16 protein-coding genes are annotated in these 17,083 nt (G+C 65.2%); 4 read left to right on the top strand and 12 right to left on the bottom strand.

Features of this window, described 5'->3' with window-relative positions:
• The first annotated feature begins 54 nt into the window (after positions 1-54).
• Both msrA and msrB read left to right on the top strand, forming a co-directional pair.
• Positions 55-768, top strand: coding sequence for a peptide-methionine (S)-S-oxide reductase MsrA (msrA, locus tag EDF57_RS19920; RefSeq protein WP_134095499.1), 714 nt, complete (start codon positions 55-57; stop codon positions 766-768).
• The gene (gene msrB / locus EDF57_RS19915; RefSeq protein ID WP_134095498.1) at positions 765-1,265 is read left to right on the top strand and encodes a peptide-methionine (R)-S-oxide reductase MsrB; all 501 of its coding nucleotides are present in this window, start codon (positions 765-767) and stop codon (positions 1,263-1,265) included. The genes msrA and msrB overlap by 4 nt, the downstream gene beginning before the upstream one ends.
• A 35-nt stretch (positions 1,266-1,300) precedes the next feature.
• Here the strand turns inward: msrB and EDF57_RS19910 are convergent, their stop codons facing one another.
• From EDF57_RS19910 to EDF57_RS19855, 12 genes are all read right to left on the bottom strand, one after another.
• Entirely contained in the window at positions 1,301-2,263 is a 963-nt protein-coding gene (locus EDF57_RS19910; RefSeq protein WP_134095497.1) for a glycosyltransferase family 2 protein, read from the bottom strand.
• Positions 2,264-2,311: 48 nt separating this feature from the next.
• On the bottom strand, positions 2,312-3,301 hold the full coding sequence (locus EDF57_RS19905) for a phosphoribosyltransferase family protein (protein WP_134095496.1): 990 nt from the start codon (positions 3,299-3,301) through the stop codon (positions 2,312-2,314).
• A 22-nt stretch (positions 3,302-3,323) separates the two neighbouring features.
• Positions 3,324-4,316 (bottom strand): glycosyltransferase family 4 protein, encoded by a 993-nt coding sequence (locus EDF57_RS19900; RefSeq protein WP_134095495.1) that lies wholly within the window; start codon positions 4,314-4,316, stop codon positions 3,324-3,326.
• Between the two features lie 48 nt (positions 4,317-4,364).
• Entirely contained in the window at positions 4,365-5,312 is a 948-nt protein-coding gene (locus EDF57_RS19895) for a glycosyltransferase family A protein (protein ID WP_166675328.1), read from the bottom strand.
• Positions 5,313-5,410: 98 nt separating this feature from the next.
• Positions 5,411-6,325 (bottom strand): glycosyltransferase family 2 protein, encoded by a 915-nt coding sequence (locus tag EDF57_RS19890; protein ID WP_134095493.1) that lies wholly within the window; start codon positions 6,323-6,325, stop codon positions 5,411-5,413.
• Positions 6,326-6,530: 205 nt separating this feature from the next.
• Complete coding sequence (locus tag EDF57_RS19885) at positions 6,531-6,824, bottom strand: plasmid stabilization protein (RefSeq protein WP_132265634.1); 294 nt, start codon at positions 6,822-6,824, stop codon at positions 6,531-6,533.
• A 172-nt stretch (positions 6,825-6,996) separates the two neighbouring features.
• Positions 6,997-7,644, bottom strand: a complete 648-nt coding sequence (locus EDF57_RS19880) for a YbhB/YbcL family Raf kinase inhibitor-like protein (protein WP_134095492.1) — start codon at positions 7,642-7,644, stop codon at positions 6,997-6,999.
• A gap of 70 nt (positions 7,645-7,714) precedes the next feature.
• On the bottom strand, positions 7,715-7,972 hold the full coding sequence (locus EDF57_RS19875; protein WP_132265631.1) for a hypothetical protein: 258 nt from the start codon (positions 7,970-7,972) through the stop codon (positions 7,715-7,717).
• 60 nt (positions 7,973-8,032) lie between these two features.
• Complete coding sequence (locus EDF57_RS19870; protein ID WP_134095491.1) at positions 8,033-8,236, bottom strand: hypothetical protein; 204 nt, start codon at positions 8,234-8,236, stop codon at positions 8,033-8,035.
• Between the two features lie 82 nt (positions 8,237-8,318).
• Complete coding sequence (locus tag EDF57_RS19865) at positions 8,319-12,479, bottom strand: bifunctional nitrate reductase/sulfite reductase flavoprotein subunit alpha (protein ID WP_134095490.1); 4,161 nt, start codon at positions 12,477-12,479, stop codon at positions 8,319-8,321.
• A 209-nt stretch (positions 12,480-12,688) separates the two neighbouring features.
• Positions 12,689-13,486, bottom strand: coding sequence for a transporter (locus EDF57_RS19860; RefSeq protein WP_134095489.1), 798 nt, complete (start codon positions 13,484-13,486; stop codon positions 12,689-12,691).
• Positions 13,487-13,568: 82 nt separating this feature from the next.
• Positions 13,569-14,729, bottom strand: coding sequence for a hypothetical protein (locus tag EDF57_RS19855; RefSeq protein WP_134095488.1), 1,161 nt, complete (start codon positions 14,727-14,729; stop codon positions 13,569-13,571).
• Between the two features lie 162 nt (positions 14,730-14,891).
• On the opposite strand from EDF57_RS19855, the gene EDF57_RS19850 reads away from it, so the two are divergent.
• Both EDF57_RS19850 and EDF57_RS19845 read left to right on the top strand, forming a co-directional pair.
• Positions 14,892-15,989 (top strand): acyltransferase, encoded by a 1,098-nt coding sequence (locus EDF57_RS19850; RefSeq protein WP_166675327.1) that lies wholly within the window; start codon positions 14,892-14,894, stop codon positions 15,987-15,989.
• Between the two features lie 202 nt (positions 15,990-16,191).
• Positions 16,192-16,950 carry a response regulator transcription factor gene (locus EDF57_RS19845; RefSeq protein WP_134095486.1) on the top strand — a complete coding sequence of 253 codons (759 nt, stop codon included), beginning with the start codon at positions 16,192-16,194 and terminating at the stop codon, positions 16,948-16,950.
• Positions 16,951-17,083: the final 133 nt, after the last annotated feature.

Genomic DNA, 17,083 nt, shown 5'->3' with positions numbered 1-17,083 from the left:
TCCGTCCGGCTTCCTGGCGCGTACTATGAGGGCCAAGGCTGTGGAAAGCTCGACATGCAACCGATAATCGGCAAGCGCCTTTTGATCATCGCCGGCCTCGCGACCGTGCTGGGAGCATCGCTCCATGGGCACTGGGAACAGGCCGTGGCCGTGCCTGCCCAGGCAAGGCCTGCCGTGCCCGCCCCGCTCGTAGACACGCCCAACCCCGCGCGCAGCGAAACCGCCGTACTGGCCGGAGGCTGCTTCTGGGGCGTGCAGGGCGTGTTCCAGCATGTGAAGGGCGTGAGCAGCGCCGTGGCGGGCTACTCCGGCGGAGCCTCCGGGACCGCGCGCTATGACAGCGTGTCGGGCGGCAATACCGGCCATGCCGAAGCCGTGAAGATCACTTTCGATCCCCGGCAGGTCAGCTACGGCACCTTGCTCAGGATCTACTTCACGGTCGTGGCCGACCCCACGACGCGCGACTATCAGGGCCCGGACCACGGTACCCAGTATCGCACCGCCCTCTTCCCCCAGAGCCCGCGCCAGCGCGACATCGCCCAGCGCTACGTTGCGCAGCTTGGGCAGGCCGGTGTCTGGAAGCGCCCGATCGTCACCCGGATCGAACCGTTCAAGGGCTTTTACCCGGCCGAGAGCTACCATCAGGATTTTCTGACCCGCCATCCTGAATCGAGCTATATCCGCATCAACGACCAGCCCAAGGTCGACGCCCTGAGACAGGCGTTCCCACGTTCCTATCGGAACAATGCCGTGCTGGTCCGGCCATGACGAACCTTGGCATCAGGCAGGCTCGGCGCGCATTCCTGGCGAAGTGCGGCATGGCAGCGGTCGCCGCCGTGATCTGCGACTTTTCCGTTTTAACGCCGCGCGCCGATGCGGCGAACTGGAACCTTCCGGACGCGGAATGGCGGCGTCGGCTTTCGCCGCAGGCTTATGCCGTCCTGCGCCAGGCCTCCACCGAACGCGCCTATTCCAGTTCGCTCTTGAAAGAGCACCGGAAGGGGCAATTCGCTTGCGGAGGCTGCGCATTGCCGCTCTACGCGTCCAATACCAAGTTCGAGAGCGGCACGGGCTGGCCAAGTTTCTGGGACCACCTGCCCGGCGCGATCAATCTGCGCCGGGACGGCAGCCTTGGCATGGTTCGCACCGAAGTCCGCTGTGCCCGGTGCCTGGGCCATCTGGGCCACTTATTCGATGACGGCCCGCGTCCCACCGGCAAGCGCTATTGCATGAACGGCGCAGCCCTGACGTTCAAGCCGGCCTAGCGGCAAGACCGGCCTTGCGAAGACCGGTCTGGCGTTCAGATCCCCGCCGCGGAATTGTTGCCCCCGCCGCCGGTCCGGAACACGCGCGAGCGCGATACGAAGCGCCAGAGCGCGCGCGGATGGCGCAAGGCCAGCGACAGGAACTCCCCCCACTGCCCCGTCCGCCGTAGCTCCCCAAGGCGATGGGCATCGGCATAGAGCACTTGCCATTGCCGCCCTTGCCGCAGGGCCGCCATCGTGGAAGGCGGTGTGCTGGCGGCGTAGTCCGAGATCAGCCCGTCCATGATGTCGACGCGGGTCTGCGGCGTGAAACGGGTTCGGGTTCCCTGCGAGCGGGCACCGCTCACTTGCCCGAGCTGGGTGGTATAGACATAGTACGCCTGGCGATCGAGGATCCCGCGCGCGCCGGAAAGCAGGCACCGGGCGTAGAGATCGAAGTCCTCTGCAAAGCGCAGGCTTTCCGAATAGCGCAGGGCCTTGTCCATGATGAAGCTGCGCCGCATCATCGGCTTGAGGAACCCGAATTTCAGCGGAGAACCGGGCCGTTCGGCATCGATCAGTTCGGCAATCGTCACCGTCGAAATGCCCTCCTGCTCGAACGAGCATCCCGTTTCCCGGCGTTCCTGATCGTCGTAATAGATCAGCCCGTCGAAGACGAGGTCGGCGGCGCGCTCGTCTCCCAGGGCGGTCAGGCTGGCGAGGCGGGCGGGCTTGAAGGCATCGTCGGCATCCAGGATCGCCAGCCAGTCGCCCAGGCTTTCCCGGATCCCGATATTGCGCGCGACGCTGGGCCCGCCGTTCTTCACCGTCTGCAGGCAGCGCACACGCGGATCGCGGCGCGACCATTCCTGCAGCCGGGCGCGGGTGTCGTCGGTCGAGCAATCGTCGATGGCCAGGAGTTCCCAGTCCTGCAGCGTCTGGTCCAGCAGGCTGCCGATCGCGCGGTCGAGAAAGGTGGCCGCATTGTAGCAGGGCATGATGACGGAAACCTGGGGCATGAAACCTCCACTTAGGCAGGTGCGAAAGGGACGCGGGCTCGGCCGGGCCTAGCGGCGCAGGCTTCGCTTGATCTTCGCGATCGTCCGGTCTCCGAGAATGCCGAAAGCCACCGCCCGCATCAGTCGTTTCGCGGCACCGCCGCTGCTTTCGCCGCGCCGGACATAGCTGCGCCGCGCCGCCGTGGCGTTACCGGGCCAGACCATGCGCTGGCCTTCGATGCTCAGTACCGGCCGCTCACTGAGCTGGGCAATCTCCTGCGCCTGCTTGTCCTCGCTCTCCACGAACAGCCCGGCGCCGGTCTTGATGTAGACCGAGGCCTTGAAACTGGCATGGGCACGCTGGCGGCGCCGTTCCTCCGCGGATGGCAGATCGAGCATCCAGAGGTTTTCGTACTTTACCCCGTTGGCCGCGAGCCATTGCTCGGTCTCGGGACGGTATTTCTCCAGCCTGCTGGTCACGAGATGCTTGATCGGCACATTGGCCCGCAGGAGCGGCTTGGCCGTCAGCAGGAAATCGCGGTATTTCTCGCCATCGTCGTTCTGGGAGCTGTGCGGATCGTGGCAGAGGATACCGTCGATGTCGAAACAGGCATCGGCCAGTCTCTTGTGCCGCATAAGGTTCCACTCGAAGATGCGGGGCGAGGGTACGGCCTCGAAGATCAGATCGGCATCCTCATGGGCGGCGCGGGTGCCATATACGGCAAGGTAGGTTGCCGGAATTTGCGGGGCCGCGGCCTGCACCCGTTCGCGCACCGCGCGCATCGATTCGCCCGAGGCGATGCTGTCGTCCACGATCAGCACACGCCGCGGCCGGACTTTCTCGTCGATCGTCTCGCGCGCCGTTCGCCCGACGGTGGGCGTGCGCCCCTCAAGATAGCTTTCCAGGTCGAGCAATGGCTTGTGCAGCTGAACCGCCAGAAGATTGGCCGGCAACAATCCGCTGCGAGGGACGCCCACGATCAGGTCGACGTCTTCCGGAATGGCGTGGGCGTTGAAGAACACGGTCTCCGCCAGGTCTGCGAACGAGCGATATTCCATGTCGTCTTCCTCGAATTGGCGGTCAGGTCGGCGCATCGGGTTGGAGGTAGAAGGCCTGCACTTGCGCGCGCACCTCGTCGCTGAGCAGGCTCTCCGCGGTGGACCGCGCGGCCTGGCCGAGCGACTGCCGCAGCGCAGGATCACCCTTCAGCCGCATGAGCAGTTCGAAGGCCTCTTCCGTCGTGTCGAACAGCAGGCCGTTGCGGCCGTGCTCGATCACGGAGGATGCGCCCGAAGTGCGATCGGTCACCACCGGCAGGCCGCTGGCCATGGCCTCGATGATCACACGTCCCCAGGGTTCGGGCCACTCCGGAGCGGTCCGGTAGAAGAAACAGTCGAGGCCCTGCAGGAATACCGGCGCCTTCACGCTGCCGATCGCGCGCATGTGAACCTGGTCGGGGGCGAAGCCAGCGGCCTGCATTTCGGCGGTCGCGCCCAGAACGTCGATCTCGCAGCCCTGCTCCGCGAGGCGGGCGTAGAGGGCCATGTCTTCCGGGTGGTGCTTTTCGGGCGCATCGCGGCTCAAGCGGCCGATACGGAAGCTGTCCCGCCCTGTCCTGTCGGTAGGGGCGAAGGCATCGAGGTCCACCAGCGAAGGTTCCACGATGCCGCGATAGGGGACTTGCGCCGCCAGTTCCCTGGAGCAGAACACGATCTCGGGCTCGATCCCGCAGGTCTTGCGGATGAGGTCGACCCTGGCCGCAAGGCGTTCGGCATCGGGCGTGTTGTAGGTGAGGATCACCCGCCTGGGCCGGGCGAGCCGGATCCAGTGGCTGATGTTGAAATAGACCCCGACGAAAACCAGCGTGCCCCCGCGCGGAAAGGACAGGCGGCGCGTATCGATTTTCGCCAGGCTGATGCCCGAGAACGCCTCGGAAGGGGCTTCCCGGAAATGCCAGATCTTGACGTCGGCCGAAGGCTGGAGTTGCCGGTACAGGCTGACCGTCCGCCATTCGCTGCCCCCCGAAGGGTTGAGCATCGGGTTCACCAGATGGACTTGCGGCTTCCGGCTCATCGCAGCGCGATCCGCATGGGAACAGGCATGGTCATCTCCTCATCCCGCCTAGGCCCTGGCCGACAGTTTCTTGAGGCGTACCCCGAGCTGCGCCAGCGGATGGCCCAGCGGCGAGGACAGGCCCAGCAGGACCGCGAACTGCAGCGGATTGTACCAGGGCTTGAAGTGCTTCCAGCTGGCCCGCCGCACCCGCTGGCTCTTGGCGGTGCGCAGCGCGTATTGGAAGGTTTCGCGATTGGCCAGGCGAACCAGCAGGTTCCGCGTCGCTGGCGGCTCGCTCTGCTCCATGGTCATGATCGTCTCGATCATGCAGTGGCAGACATTGTCGTGAGACAGGGACGTCACCATGTTCTGGGAGTCCTTGAAGTAGATCGCCGTCGGCACCGGATTCACGCAGGTGCCGCCCTGCCGCGCGAGCCGCAGCCACAGGTCCTTGTCGCCCCCGCGCCGGCAGCGCTTGTCGGGGAAAAGCCCCGCCTCGATCAGCGCCGTCCGCCTGGCCGCAATGGCCGAGGTCCAGACCGGGCATTCCCCGCAATCCAGCCAGGCGCTTACGAAATCCGCAAAGGAGAGCACTCTCTCCCGCCCGCCCGAGCGCCGGTAGACGTCTGCGATCGTTCTGCCGCCGGGATGGATCTCGTCATAGCCGGTGCCGAACAGGACGGTGTCCTGCGGGGAACTGCGGATCATGCGGTCCAGCGTTTCGAGGTGGACGTCATCCCACTCGTCATCGGCGTCGAGGAAGGCGATGAAGTCGGATCGTGCCGTACGGATACCGAGATTGCGCGCCGCATAGCCTCCCGGGCCCGGCCGATCCCGGCTCAGGACCTGCACGCCGTCATAGCTGCGCGCGATCTGCGGGCCATCGTCCTTCGAGACGTCGTCCACCACGATGATCTCGGCCGGCTGCACCGTCTGACGCAGGACGGAATCGAGGGCGCGCGCAATATGCGGGCCCTTGTTATGCAATGGAATGACGACACAAATAGACGTCACGCGACCATCCCGTCCTTGTTGTGGAGCCTCTGTTAGGCTTGGCGTCGAAAGGCGATCAATGACCATAAATGGCTAGCCCGGCTCCCATCGGAGCAGCCCTACCCGGCCGGTGCCGGATGGGCGGCTGCATCCCTGCTCACCGCTACCGGCATGCGCAGGGGATTGCCGAAATCCCGCACGAGAGAGGCGATCTGAAGGTCGTTTTCCCGCTGGTTGTGATCGTAGAGACGCTCTTTCTGCGAAGACCACCAGGCCGTCTGGTCGAAGCGCCCGCCCACTTTCCTGTAGGCCGTACCAGCACGCCTGGCGCACCAGTAGAACCACAAATCGTCTGCAGAAGGGGCATAGCGCTCGAACAGGTCCTGCCGGATGGCATCGGGATGAAGTGCATGCGGCGGGTAGAGAATGCCGCCGATGCCAGTGGGCATCAGGTCTACGCTGGGGCGCCGTGCGCGGGCGTCCTGAACGTCCCATTCCCAATCGTGATAAGGCACCAGACCGCCGCCTTCCTGGGCAGCGAGGCGGTGCGCGCGGTGGCAGGTAATCACCGGATCGCCGCCGCGCTGCCCCTCGACCAGATCGGTGAGCCAGTCCGGCCGGTAGAACACGTCGTCGTCGGCCGTCGCGACATAGGCCGCTGGGAAGGCGGGCAGCGCGAAAATCAGTTTCTTGTAGCTGCGGGCATCGCTGACGATCCGCATCTCGATACCCTGGCGCAGCAATTCCCGCGTCTTGCCGGGAAGCGCTGCGTCATCGCCCTTGGCAATCCACAGGACGATCCGGTCAGGCGCCGTGTCCTGCCGCAGCAAGCTTCGCAAGGTAAGATGCAGGGTGGCGTAGCGCGCCGGATAGGAGGTGAGCGAGACGATCAATTCGCCCGGCAGGCCATGAGGTTTCGGCGCACCGGCAGGAAACGCCCTGGCAATCTGCCGATACTGCGCCTCGCTCCAGAGCCGGGTCGCCACCGGCCGTGGCAGCAGCCTGTTCACGATGCGCTTTGCTAGGCCGCTCAAGGGTCTTTTCCCGGATAATTGGCAATCCGTGGACGAACTTAGGCGAAGTCACCGAGACCCGCCATTATACTATAGAGATCGTCCAGCGCCCGCCTCCGAAGGCGCGCTCGCCCTTTGCGCCCGGCAAGCGGCAACAAGGGTTAGTGTGGATTCTGAAAGGATTAGAGCGGGGCGTGTCGGCGTAGATCCTTCAGCCCGCAGCGCTTCAGCCGTTCCCGTTCCGCCTGCGGGTTTCCCAGCCCTTGCGCGCGGCAGCGGAGCGCTGCTCCGGCGAACCGGACTTGTGCGCCTTGCCCCCGCGCGATGAAGAGGCATGGGTGTCGGGCTTGCCGCGACCGGAGCCCGACTTGTTGCCGCCGCCCGATTCCTTGTTCACGGTAGCCCAGGCGCGCCGTTCTGCTTCCTTGTGGCTGACCCCGCGATCTTCGTAGCCTTCCTCGATATGTTCGGCCTTGCGCTTCTGCTTGTCGGTGTAGCTGCTCTTGTCACCTTGCGGCATGACATTCTCCGGATGCTGGGGCGCCGTGCTGCGCCAGTCTCTGAGAACAACGGCGCCGCCCCTTATGCGTATCCCGAATTTGGCCGGTGACACGCAGTTCCCGGAGCAGCATCAGATGCGCGACGGGCGCACTCCCCTCTCGGAGAGCGCGCCCGCTTCGGTTCTACAGGCGTCAGGCGGCTTGTATGCCCGGAGTGCCGGCCATCACTGGCGCTTCGGCAGCATCCTCCACCCGGGCCGGCTCATCGCGCGAATAGTTCCCGACGAGCATCCCGGCGGCAAGCACACGGCCGCTGATCGCACTGACCACTTCCGACCGTCCGGGATTGTCATCCACGTCGATCACCTCGGAAAGCGCGAAGAGCTGGAAGACATAATCATGCAGCCCATGACCCGGTGGCGGGTCGGGCGGAAGCCAGCCCTCCAGGAAATAGCTGTTACGCCCCACGTCCCGGCCGTCGGGGCCTCCGATACCGTCGGCGACGATCTCCCCTTCCGCCAGGCGGCGTTCCGTGGGCGGGAGGTTCCAAACCAGCGCGTGGACCAGCGGACTGGCTGCCGGAGCGTCCGGATCCTCGACCAGCAGCACCAGGCTGACCGTTCCCTCCGGAACATCCCCCCAGACCAGCGGGGGAGAAACCCCTTCGCCATCGGCGGTGAAACGCAGGGGAAGCCGTGTACCGTTGGCGAAGGCCGGGCTGGACAGGTCGATGAACCCGGCGCCGCGCGTCACTTCCTCCTGGACGATGGCGAGCTTGGAATGGCCTGCCCGCACGTTGGTCATCAGCGCGCCGAGCCAGCGGGGAACATGTTCGAGCATATCATCTCCAGAGTTCGCGGGAAGCGCCATAGGGCGCTTCCCCTTAGTCAGTCGCTGTTATCGCCGGCCGTTATTCGGAGTCGCTTTCGTCGTCGTCATCGTAATCCTCGGCGGGCTCGTCGTCTTCGTCGGGATCCACGAAATCGAGCGGGTCAAGGCCGAGTTCCGCGGCCACTTCCAGCCGCGTCGCCACAACAACGACCTCGTCGCCATCGTCCAGTTCGATGATGGTCGTCTCGTCCTCGCGGCCTTCGGAAATGTTGACCACGTCGGCCGGATCGACCTCGATCTCGTCACCGTCGGGGGTTTCAAACTTCGCAATCGGCATGATGCACTCCTTGTCGAGAGAACCACCGAACTCGCCATTCGCTCGCTGGTTCCAGCAGGCTCAGGAAGCGAGTTCGGGCCAGTCCACTGCCAAGTGCCCACGGCGGGCATCGCGGCGGGAGAGCATCCACACGAGGAAGGCCCGCGCCTTTTCGCAGACCGGCTCGGGAATGAGGGTTTCCCCGGCGCAGAGCACGACGAGTTCCGATGGCGGGGTATCCGGAGATGCCTCGTCAAGCCGCGGTCGGAATTCCCTTGCTGTCATCACTGCTCTCCACACGCTTGCCAAGGCAACGCGCGGGGTCCGGCAGAGGTTTCCGCCTCCGGGAGGCCACCTTCAATAGCGCTCAGTAAACATCACGAAGGTATCGCCGATCCTCGCGCATCTGGGCCACATAGTCCTCGGCTGCGTCGGGCTTCATTCCGCCATGCGTGGCAACGATGCGACGAAGTGCGAGGTCGACGTCCTTGGCCATGCGCCCCGCATCGCCGCAGACGTAGAAGTTGGCGCCGCCCTCTATCCAGCGCCACAGCTCCGCACCGTCTTCCACCATGCGATCCTGCACGTAGATCTTCTCGGCCTGGTCGCGGGAGAACGCCAGGCTCAGCCGGTCGAGATGGCCCGAGCGGCGCCAGGCGTCGATCTCCTCCCGGTAGTAGAAATCGGTCGCTTCGTGCTGCTCTCCGAAGAACAGCCAGTTGCTGCCGGTCGCGCCGGTTGCCAGACGGTCATGCAGGAAACCCCGGAAAGGTGCGATCCCCGTGCCCGGGCCGACCATGATCGCGGCGCGCGAGGGGTCGGCAGGCGGCCGGAAGTGCGCCGAGGATTGCAGGAACAGCCCTGCCCCCAGCTCTTCCGCCCGGTCCGCCATGAACGCCGAGCAAACCCCGCCGCGCCGCCGCCCCTTGTTGGCGTAGCGCAGCACGGAAACGGTCAACTGCACTTCATCGGGCTGAGCATGAGGGCTGGAGGCAATGGAATAGAAACGCGGCTGGATCGGCCGCATGACTTTCATGAGATCGCTGAGCGTCAGGCGCGCGCCGGTCTCATGCAGCACGTCGGCGATCTGGTTTTCGCGAAGGAAGCGATCGTATTCGGGCTTCCTCTCGGGATCGAGCAGCGGCACGAAAGCCGCTTCGGGCAAGCGCTCGGCAACGAGTTCCAGAATGTTGCGCGTGGGCTTGGCGATGTCCCAATGCCGCAGGAGCGCTTCGTAGAGCGGCACGTCCCCCACATCCTTGACAGTTACGGAGCTATCGGGCGCAAGCTCCAGCAAATCCAGGATTTCCGTAGCCAGGGCCGGACAATTGACAGGCCACACGCCCAGCGCGTCCCCGGCTTTGTAGGCGAAGTCATGGCCCGTCAGGTCGAACCCGAACTGGCGTACTTCCTTCGCGGCGCCAAGGCCGCTCAGCACGGAGTTGCGCACCATGCGGGTGCGCAGGGGTGCTTTCCGGCCATAGGGAGCGCCGGGTCCGCTCTCTATGGGCGCTGCTGCAGGAACGGCGGGTGATGGTACAGGCGGGACATCCGCAAGCATGGCGCCGATGACCGTTTCCAGCCACTGGCCGGCCACTTCCTCGTAGTCCGGCTCGCAGTCCGCACGGGCAGCGATCCGCTGCGCGCCCAGTTCCTCCAGTTTCGCATCCAGCTTACGGCCAAACCCGCAAAACTGGTCGTAGCTCGAGTCCCCGAAGGCCAGCACCGAGTAACGCAGCGCGTCCAGCCCGGACGGCGCCCCGGCCTCCAGCGCCGACCAGAAGGTGCCGCCGTTGTCCGGCGCATCGCCGTCTCCGAACGTGCTGGCGATAATGAGCGCCCTTCCCGCCTCGGCCAGTTCGGCGGGTTTCACGCTGTCGAGCGAGGCCAGGCGCACCTGGCACGACCTGGCCTCCAGCTTCCGGGCGCATTGTTCCGCGAACCCTTCCGCCGTCCCGGTCTGCGAGGCCCAGAGCACCATGACGTGCGAGGCCGGCATCGCGCCCGCCGTGTCGGAAACGAGCCCCGGGGAACCGGCAATCTCGTCACCGGCCAGCGGCACCCGTGCGAACAGGCCCGCTAGCAGGCCATTGACGTAGTGCAGCTTGCCGCCTTCAAGCGGCGCTCCGGGGGGAAGAAGGGGCACGGCATGAGCCAGTTCGCTGGCGCGAAGACCGGTCATGAAGCCGCTCAGATAGCCTTCCTCTGCCGCCGTGAGAACGGGCGGAACCCCCGGTGACAGCCCCATGACCTGCGCGAAAGCATCGATGGCGGCCGCCTGCGACGGCAGAAGGCGCGGGGCGGCGGGAATGGCCGCGGAATAGGACTTCGTCATGTTTTCCGGTGCCGCAATCGAGGGAGCCTGCTCGACTGGCCCCGACAGCCAGGTGAGCGCCACGGCCGAGAACTTGAACTCCGGCTGCAACGAGATCGGGTCCACGGCGTCGTTGGTCACGGCATTGACGCAGAGATCCTCGCCGAAAACGTCGTTCCAGTGGAAGGGCGCGAAGCAGTTTCCGGGGCGGACCCGGTTCGTCACCACGGCGGGCAGCACGGCCCGTCCCCGGCGCGAAGCCAGTTCCACCATGTCCCCCTCGCCGATGCCGAGGGCGGCGGCATCTTCGGGGTGGATTTCCAGGAAGGGACCGGGATTGAGCTTGTTCAGCGTCGGCACTTTGCCGGTCTTGGTCAGGGTGTGCCACTGGTGCTGGAGACGGCCGGTGTTGAGCACCAATGGGAAATCGGCATCCGGCATCTCGGCCGGGTCCATGTGCGGGCGCGGCAGGAAGTGCGCCTTGCCGCTTTCGGTCGGAAAAGCGATGGCGGGACGGCTGCCGTCGGTCTCGATCCGGGCGGACTGGCTCACGCCGTCGTTGATGTAGCGTATTGGATTGCGATCGTTCCCTGCTTCGGGCGGACAAGGCCACTGCATCGGCGTTTCGCGCAGGAGGTCGTAACTTGCGCCGCGAATGTCATAGCCGGTCCGCGGGTTCCAGAAGGCCCGGATTTCCTCGAAGACATCGGCAGCCGAGCCATAAGTGAAGGCCCGGGCATAGCCCATTTCGCAAGCCACGCGGGCGATGATCTCCCAATCCGCCATCGCCTCTCCGGGAGGATCGACGGCTTTCTGCATCAGGGTGAGGTTGCGCTCCGAATTGATCATCACCCCCTCCGCCTCGGCCCAGAGCGCACCCGGCAGGATCAGGTCGGCATGGCGGTTGGTCTCGGTATCGACGAAGACATCCTGCGCGATCACGAGTTCGGCGGCTTCGAGCCCGGCAACCACCGTCTTGCGGTTCGACACGCTGGCGACAGGATTGGTACAGATGATCCAGCATGCCTTGATCCGGCCGGCGGCCATGTCCTCGAACATGGAAACCGTGCCTGCTCCAGCCTCAACCCGCAGCGTGCCGCGCGGAATGTCCCAGGCATCCTCCACGAAATGCCGGTCCGCCTCGCTGGGTGTGGCGCGCTGGCCCGGAAGACCGGGCCCCATGTAGCCCATCTCGCGACCGCCCATGGCGTTGGGCTGGCCGGTCAGCGAGAACGGCCCGGCGCCCGGGCGGCAAATCGCGCCGGTCGCCAGATGCAAATTGCAGATCGCATTGGTGTTCCAGGTGCCGTGAGTGCTCTGGTTGAGGCCCATGGTCCAGCAGGACATCCATGCTCCCGCTGTCCCGATCCACTGCGCGGCCTGGCGCAAGTCCGCTTCGGCAATCCCCGTCAGCGCTGAAACCGTCGCCGGGGGATAATCGGAGAGGAACCCCGCCATGGCGTCCCAGCCCTCGGTATGCGCGGCGATGAACGCCGGGTCGATGTGGCCCTGCTCGGCGATCAGATGGAGCAGCCCGTTCAGCAAGGCGAGATCGGTGCCCGGTCGCACCTGCAAGAACAGGTCGGCCTTGTCCGCCGTGGCATTCCGGCGCGGATCGACGACGATCAGCTTTGCCCCGGCTTTCACCCGGTCCATCATCCGCAGGAACAGGATCGGGTGACAGTCTGCCATGTTGGCCCCGATCACGAAGAACAGGTCCGCCTTGTCGAAGTCCTCATAGGATCCGGGAGGCCCGTCCGCGCCGATGGAAAGCTTGTAGCCGCTGGCCGCGCTCGCCATGCAGAGGCGCGAATTGCTTTCGATGTTGTTGGTGCCGATGAAGCCCTTGCAGAGCTTGTTGGCCAGATATTGCGCCTCCAGCGACATCTGGCCGGAAACGTAGAAAGAGACCGCATCCGGCCCGTCACGATCGATGATCGCGCGCAGGCCCTGCGCCGTTCGCGTGATCGCCTCTGCCATCGGGATCGCGCCCTGGTCGCGGCTGCCCTTGATGCGGGCATAGGCGGTTTCCGCCCTGCCGGGGGCGGTTACCGGGACATGGCAACTGCTGCCCTTGGTGCAGAGCCGGCCGAAATTGGTCGGATGGCTCTTGTCGCCCGACACCTTGACGATGCGCCCATCCGCCACGTCCATCACGATGCCGCAACCGACGCCGCAGTAGGGGCATGCGCTCTTGACCTTGCTGCTAGCCACGTCTTCCCCAAACGAAAAAACGCCACCGGCCGGAACCCTTTTCGGGGTTCGACCGATGGCGTCGTTGCCTTGTTAGCCAGCCCTTGCGGACTGCTGGAGAGAACCCCGCGCCTTTGCGGGTCTCACTCCGATTTGACCGTTATCTTGCCGTAAGGACCCGGCGGCTGCAAGCCCCTGTTTCGCAGTGCAGCATGGAGCGCTGCCGCTCGTCAGAACCTGCGGGAAATACCCATGTAGATCTCGAGATCGTCGGCATCGCGGTCCAGGCCCGCGTTGGCGCCGAGGTCGATCTGGAAGCGATCGGAAGTCTGCCATCCCAGCGACAGGCCCGAGAGATGCTCAGAGTGATGCTCGCCCGGCTCCCGGACGGTGCGGTACTGATACTCGGCCGTGGCGGTCAGGGCATCGCTCAGCTTGGCCGCTACACCGACGACGTCTCCGAATGCGAAGTGGCGGCCATGCCCGTCCTCGTTCACGTCGGCGTCGAATTCGGGAACCATCTCCAGCGAAATCGCGGACGTCACTTCGTAGGAGAGTGGGATGCGCAATCCAGCGCCCCAGTCACCCGCGCCGATCGGCTCGCGCCCCGTGGGCAGCGACACGAAAGGCATGACGGCGGCCGAGAAACCCGACCCGTCAGGATTGGCAAGATTGCGCCGCAGGGCGAGCGTCAGGTCGCCGGTGCCGCTGCGATGCTCGACCTCGCCCGTCGTCCGGTCGCGGCTGCGCGAAAAGCCCAGGCTGGTCCAGCCGACCTGGACTTCCGCATGATCGGCAATGCCCATGCGCAGCAGGAAATCGCCGACCACGAACACATCCTCGCGCTGCGTGGAATCACGGTTGAGCGTCCAGTCGCCAAGGCCGGTTTCCAGCGAGAAGCGGCCGGCCTCCATGGTGCAAGCCGGGGTGCCGATGCCGGGGCGATCGGGGCAATAGTCACGGCCCTGCGCGGCGGCCATCGTCGGGGCGGCCATAAGGGCAACGAACAGGAGAGCGCGAAATTTCATAACAGCCCTTATAGACGACTGCCGTGCAAATCTTCCGCTGCGGGCGCTTGTTCCCGCGGGCTTCCGGCCGGGTGACGATTGATCAGCGGGTGTAGCGTCCGCGTCCCAGTTCGTTCGGCAGCAGCGCGTCCCCGTCGATGCGAAGCGTCATCCGTTCGAAGGGTGGGTCCATGATCTGTTCGATATCGATGGAAAACCGCACCACGCCCGAGCGGACCGGCGGAACAGGCACTTCGATGTCTCGGTCCGGAACATAGGGTGCGCTCAGGGTGGCGGAGACGAGGTCTGCGGACGGTCCCTCAGGCACCAGGGTCAGTCCTTCCCCGGCGGTGGTCACTTCGCTCTCCCGGCCGTCCGCGAACCGGAGCGCCACCCGCACACCGCGCGCATCGTTACCGGACTTGGGGTCGATCACCAGGACGGCCAGGCCGCCCTGCCATTGGTCGGGCGACTGCTCATCGACGGCAACCGGCTCGGGCATTCGGCACATATCGGGCAGCACCGGGTCGGGCAGATCCGGGCGGGACCTTCCGGCGGCGCTCGCTGTGCGTTCGGCCCTGTCGCGCGCCTCCTGCCAGGCCAGCGTTACCTGCCGCGCCTCCTGCGCCGCATCGTCGGCGACAGGCGTGCCGGCCGACAGGATACGGCTTGCCGCTTCCTCCATGCGCGCCCGGGCCTTCTCTGCCGCGGTCAACGCGGCATCCGCTGCGGCATCGCGCTCTGACTGCGGCACCTGCACCTGACTGCCCGGCGCTTCGACCGTTTCGACGACCGGCTCGGCGGCGGCGACGGAATCGACCAGGAAAGGGCAGCGCGCCTCCACCGCATCTTCTGCCGTAGCGCGATCGCGCGCCAGTCGCTCCTGCTCGGCCAGGGCCGACCAGGCCTGGGTGTCCAGATAGGCGAACAACGGCCGATCCCGCACCGGCCGGTCGGCTAACAGGACGATTTCGGCGCCATCCCGCCGCCAGGTCCCGTGCGCGAACTGGTCCAGCGCGCCAACCGAGATGTACCATTCGAACGTGCCGTCGCGGCGCAGGAGCATCTCGGACCCTGTCTCCATGACGCCCGACAAATAGTAATGCCCGGCGAAGTCCGTATCGACGCCTGTCCCGGTCCTGCCGCTTTCGTCAGCCCTGGAAGTCGGCGCTTCGGCTTCCGGGACATTCCGATCCTGCGCGCCTGCAGGCACGATCGGTGTCGTCAGGGCCAGTCCGGCAGCAATAAAGAAACCTGTCCGCATCCGGCGATGTTTACCGCAGCGACCTGGCCCGACAACCACAAACTCCCGCGCGCAGTGGCAAGAAAGTGGCAAGAACTCAGGGGGCGATAGCCCGGATTACCCGCGCGGCTATCCGATAGGACAATGCCAAAAGGCAATGCGAATAACCGGGTAGCGGATGCAATGATGACGCCAGCAGCGGAAATCAGGCCGATGACGGGCATACGCGGCGCCGCCGCGCTGTTCGTGATGCTCTATCATTTCCACCTCAAGATGATCGCCACCGGACCGCTTTCGACCATGCTGCTGCATGGCTATCTGGCGGTGGACCTGTTCTTCATCCTGAGCGGCTTCGTCATGGCCCATGTCTATGGCCAGGCGCTGGAAGCCGGGACATTTCGCCAGCGCAACTTTCTCCTCCACCGCCTGGCGCGGGTCTATCCGCTCTATCTCCTGGCCACGCTGGCATGCCTGGTGCTGGCGCTGGGTCGCAGCGGCAGTCCGGGCGCGCCGCTGTCCGTGCTGGCGGCCAATCTCGTGATGCTGCAAGCGCTCGGCAACTGGCCCAGCATGGACCCGCCCGCATGGTCGGTGAGCACCGAGATGGTGGCCTACCTTCTGTTCCCCGTGATCGCGATGGCCTGCCTGCGGTCGAGCCGCCGGACCGCGCTCATCACGGGCGCCGCCGCCTTGCTGGCCGTACTGGCGATGACATTCGCCGCAAGCCGCCACTACATCGGCGCACCTGTCGCGAAAGGCGAACTCGACTTGTTCTTCTCGCCTTACACCCTTGTGCGGTGCCTGGCCGGTTTCACCATCGGACAATTGCTCTACCGGCTCTACCGCAACGGCGTTCTCAATCGGGTACTGTCGGGCAACCTCATGCAGTGTGCGGTCCTGCTGATGGTCCTGGCGACGATGGCGCAGGCGCTCTCGGACTTTCCTGCCTATCTGGCATTGATCGCATTGATTGCGACCCTGGCGCAGGACCGCGGCGTGATGAAACGGCTCTTCGCCTCGCCGCCGTTCATGCTGCTGGGTAAAGTGTCCTTCGGCATCTACCTGCTGCATTTCCAGGCCATCGGCCTTGTGGAGCGCCTGCGGACTGCCGCGCTGCACCGGGGCCTGAGCGCCGATGCCAGCGACTGGATCGCCTCGCTCACGGCCTGCGCCATGGTGATCGCGCTCGCCTGGGTGCTGCACCGGGGGTTCGAAAGCCCGGTGCGCCGCATGATCCGGCGCCTCGAAGCGCGTCCGGCAACGCCGGCTCTGGCGAGATGAGCCGGGCGTCAGCGCATGGTGAGAATTACCCTCCCCAAAAGGAGGAACTGTCAAAATCGGCCTGTTCGCAGTAGGTTCATTTAAGAATTAGCGAACGAGGCTTAGCACTCGTATTTTCCGGGTTCTGTTGGGCGGAACGGATCTTCTCGGACCTCAGGCATCTTCCCAGGATGCAACCAAGACGAGAGGCCTGCGAACGATCATGACGACGGGTACATCGGTGGTGGTCTCGGTGGCCATCAGGAATTCGCTGATACGGGAAGGGGTTCGGCGCATTCTTTCGGACTCCGGCTTCGATCTGGCGGAGTCGGTCGACGCTCTGGAGCGCTTGTCGCCGCGCAGCGAAACGGAAGCCGCGCATGTGATCGTGGTAGGCGGCTCCCTGCTGGGCGACGAGGGTGCTGCCGTCATCGCCGATGTCCTCCACCATTTCCCGAACGCGCGCGTGGTCGCGCTCGTCTCTTCTTTCGATTTCAACGAAATGGCCGCAATCTACGCCGCCGGAGCTTACGCTTATTTCCTCGACCAGGTGCCCTATCAATCGCTCGTGGCGATGATGCAGATGGTGGCCGTCGGCCAGAAGGTGGCCCCGCCGGAGATTATCGCCCTGCTCGACAACCTGCTGCTCATCACGGAATTTCCCGCGCAGCAACGCACCGCGCAAGGGTACGATCTCAGCGACCGGGAATGGGACGTGCTGGGCGCCCTAGAGCGCGGGCTGCCCAACAAGACGATCTCGCGCGATATCGGCATCAGTGAATCGGCCGTAAAGGCGACGGTCAAGTCCTTGCTTAAAAAGCTTTCCGTAAGCAACCGGACGCAGGCTGCCGTGCTGGCGCGCGAACTGGCCAACCAGGGGCGTGCCCGGATGATATGCGGCCGCCAGATCGCCAGCGCCCTGCCCGGCCTTCCCCACCATCTCAACGGCGAAAGCACGCGGCGCGACATCCTGCAGTCGTGATCCCGGCACGCGATTGCTTGCTATGTGCAATCGTGAACATAACTCTCCCGGATTATACGAATGAGTATCCGGTCGAATCGGGATAGTCCCCACGCTCATGCGATCGTCCCTGGACCCGGTTTAAATCCAAACG

Source organism: Novosphingobium sp. PhB55, assembly GCF_004368805.1.
Lineage (GTDB): Bacteria > Pseudomonadota > Alphaproteobacteria > Sphingomonadales > Sphingomonadaceae > Novosphingobium.
This window is presented reverse-complemented; position numbering and strand designations above follow the sequence as displayed.

Bases quoted from the DNA above. Each gene is read 5' to 3' on its own strand.
- msrA (WP_134095499.1), top strand. From the start codon at position 55: ATGCAACCGATAATCGGCAAGCGCCTTTTGATCATCGCCGGCCTCGCG.
- msrB (WP_134095498.1), top strand. From the start codon at position 765: ATGACGAACCTTGGCATCAGGCAGGCTCGGCGCGCATTCCTGGCGAAG.
- EDF57_RS19905 (WP_134095496.1), bottom strand. From the start codon at position 3,301: ATGGAATATCGCTCGTTCGCAGACCTGGCGGAGACCGTGTTCTTCAAC.
- EDF57_RS19885 (WP_132265634.1), bottom strand. From the start codon at position 6,824: ATGCCGCAAGGTGACAAGAGCAGCTACACCGACAAGCAGAAGCGCAAG.
- EDF57_RS19910 (WP_134095497.1), bottom strand. From the start codon at position 2,263: ATGCCCCAGGTTTCCGTCATCATGCCCTGCTACAATGCGGCCACCTTT.
- EDF57_RS19860 (WP_134095489.1), bottom strand. From the start codon at position 13,486: ATGAAATTTCGCGCTCTCCTGTTCGTTGCCCTTATGGCCGCCCCGACG.
- EDF57_RS19900 (WP_134095495.1), bottom strand. From the start codon at position 4,316: ATGAGCCGGAAGCCGCAAGTCCATCTGGTGAACCCGATGCTCAACCCT.
- EDF57_RS19850 (WP_166675327.1), top strand. From the start codon at position 14,892: ATGATGACGCCAGCAGCGGAAATCAGGCCGATGACGGGCATACGCGGC.
- EDF57_RS19875 (WP_132265631.1), bottom strand. From the start codon at position 7,972: ATGCCGATTGCGAAGTTTGAAACCCCCGACGGTGACGAGATCGAGGTC.
- EDF57_RS19880 (WP_134095492.1), bottom strand. From the start codon at position 7,644: ATGCTCGAACATGTTCCCCGCTGGCTCGGCGCGCTGATGACCAACGTG.
- EDF57_RS19870 (WP_134095491.1), bottom strand. From the start codon at position 8,236: ATGACAGCAAGGGAATTCCGACCGCGGCTTGACGAGGCATCTCCGGAT.
- EDF57_RS19845 (WP_134095486.1), top strand. From the start codon at position 16,192: ATGACGACGGGTACATCGGTGGTGGTCTCGGTGGCCATCAGGAATTCG.
- EDF57_RS19855 (WP_134095488.1), bottom strand. From the start codon at position 14,729: ATGCGGACAGGTTTCTTTATTGCTGCCGGACTGGCCCTGACGACACCG.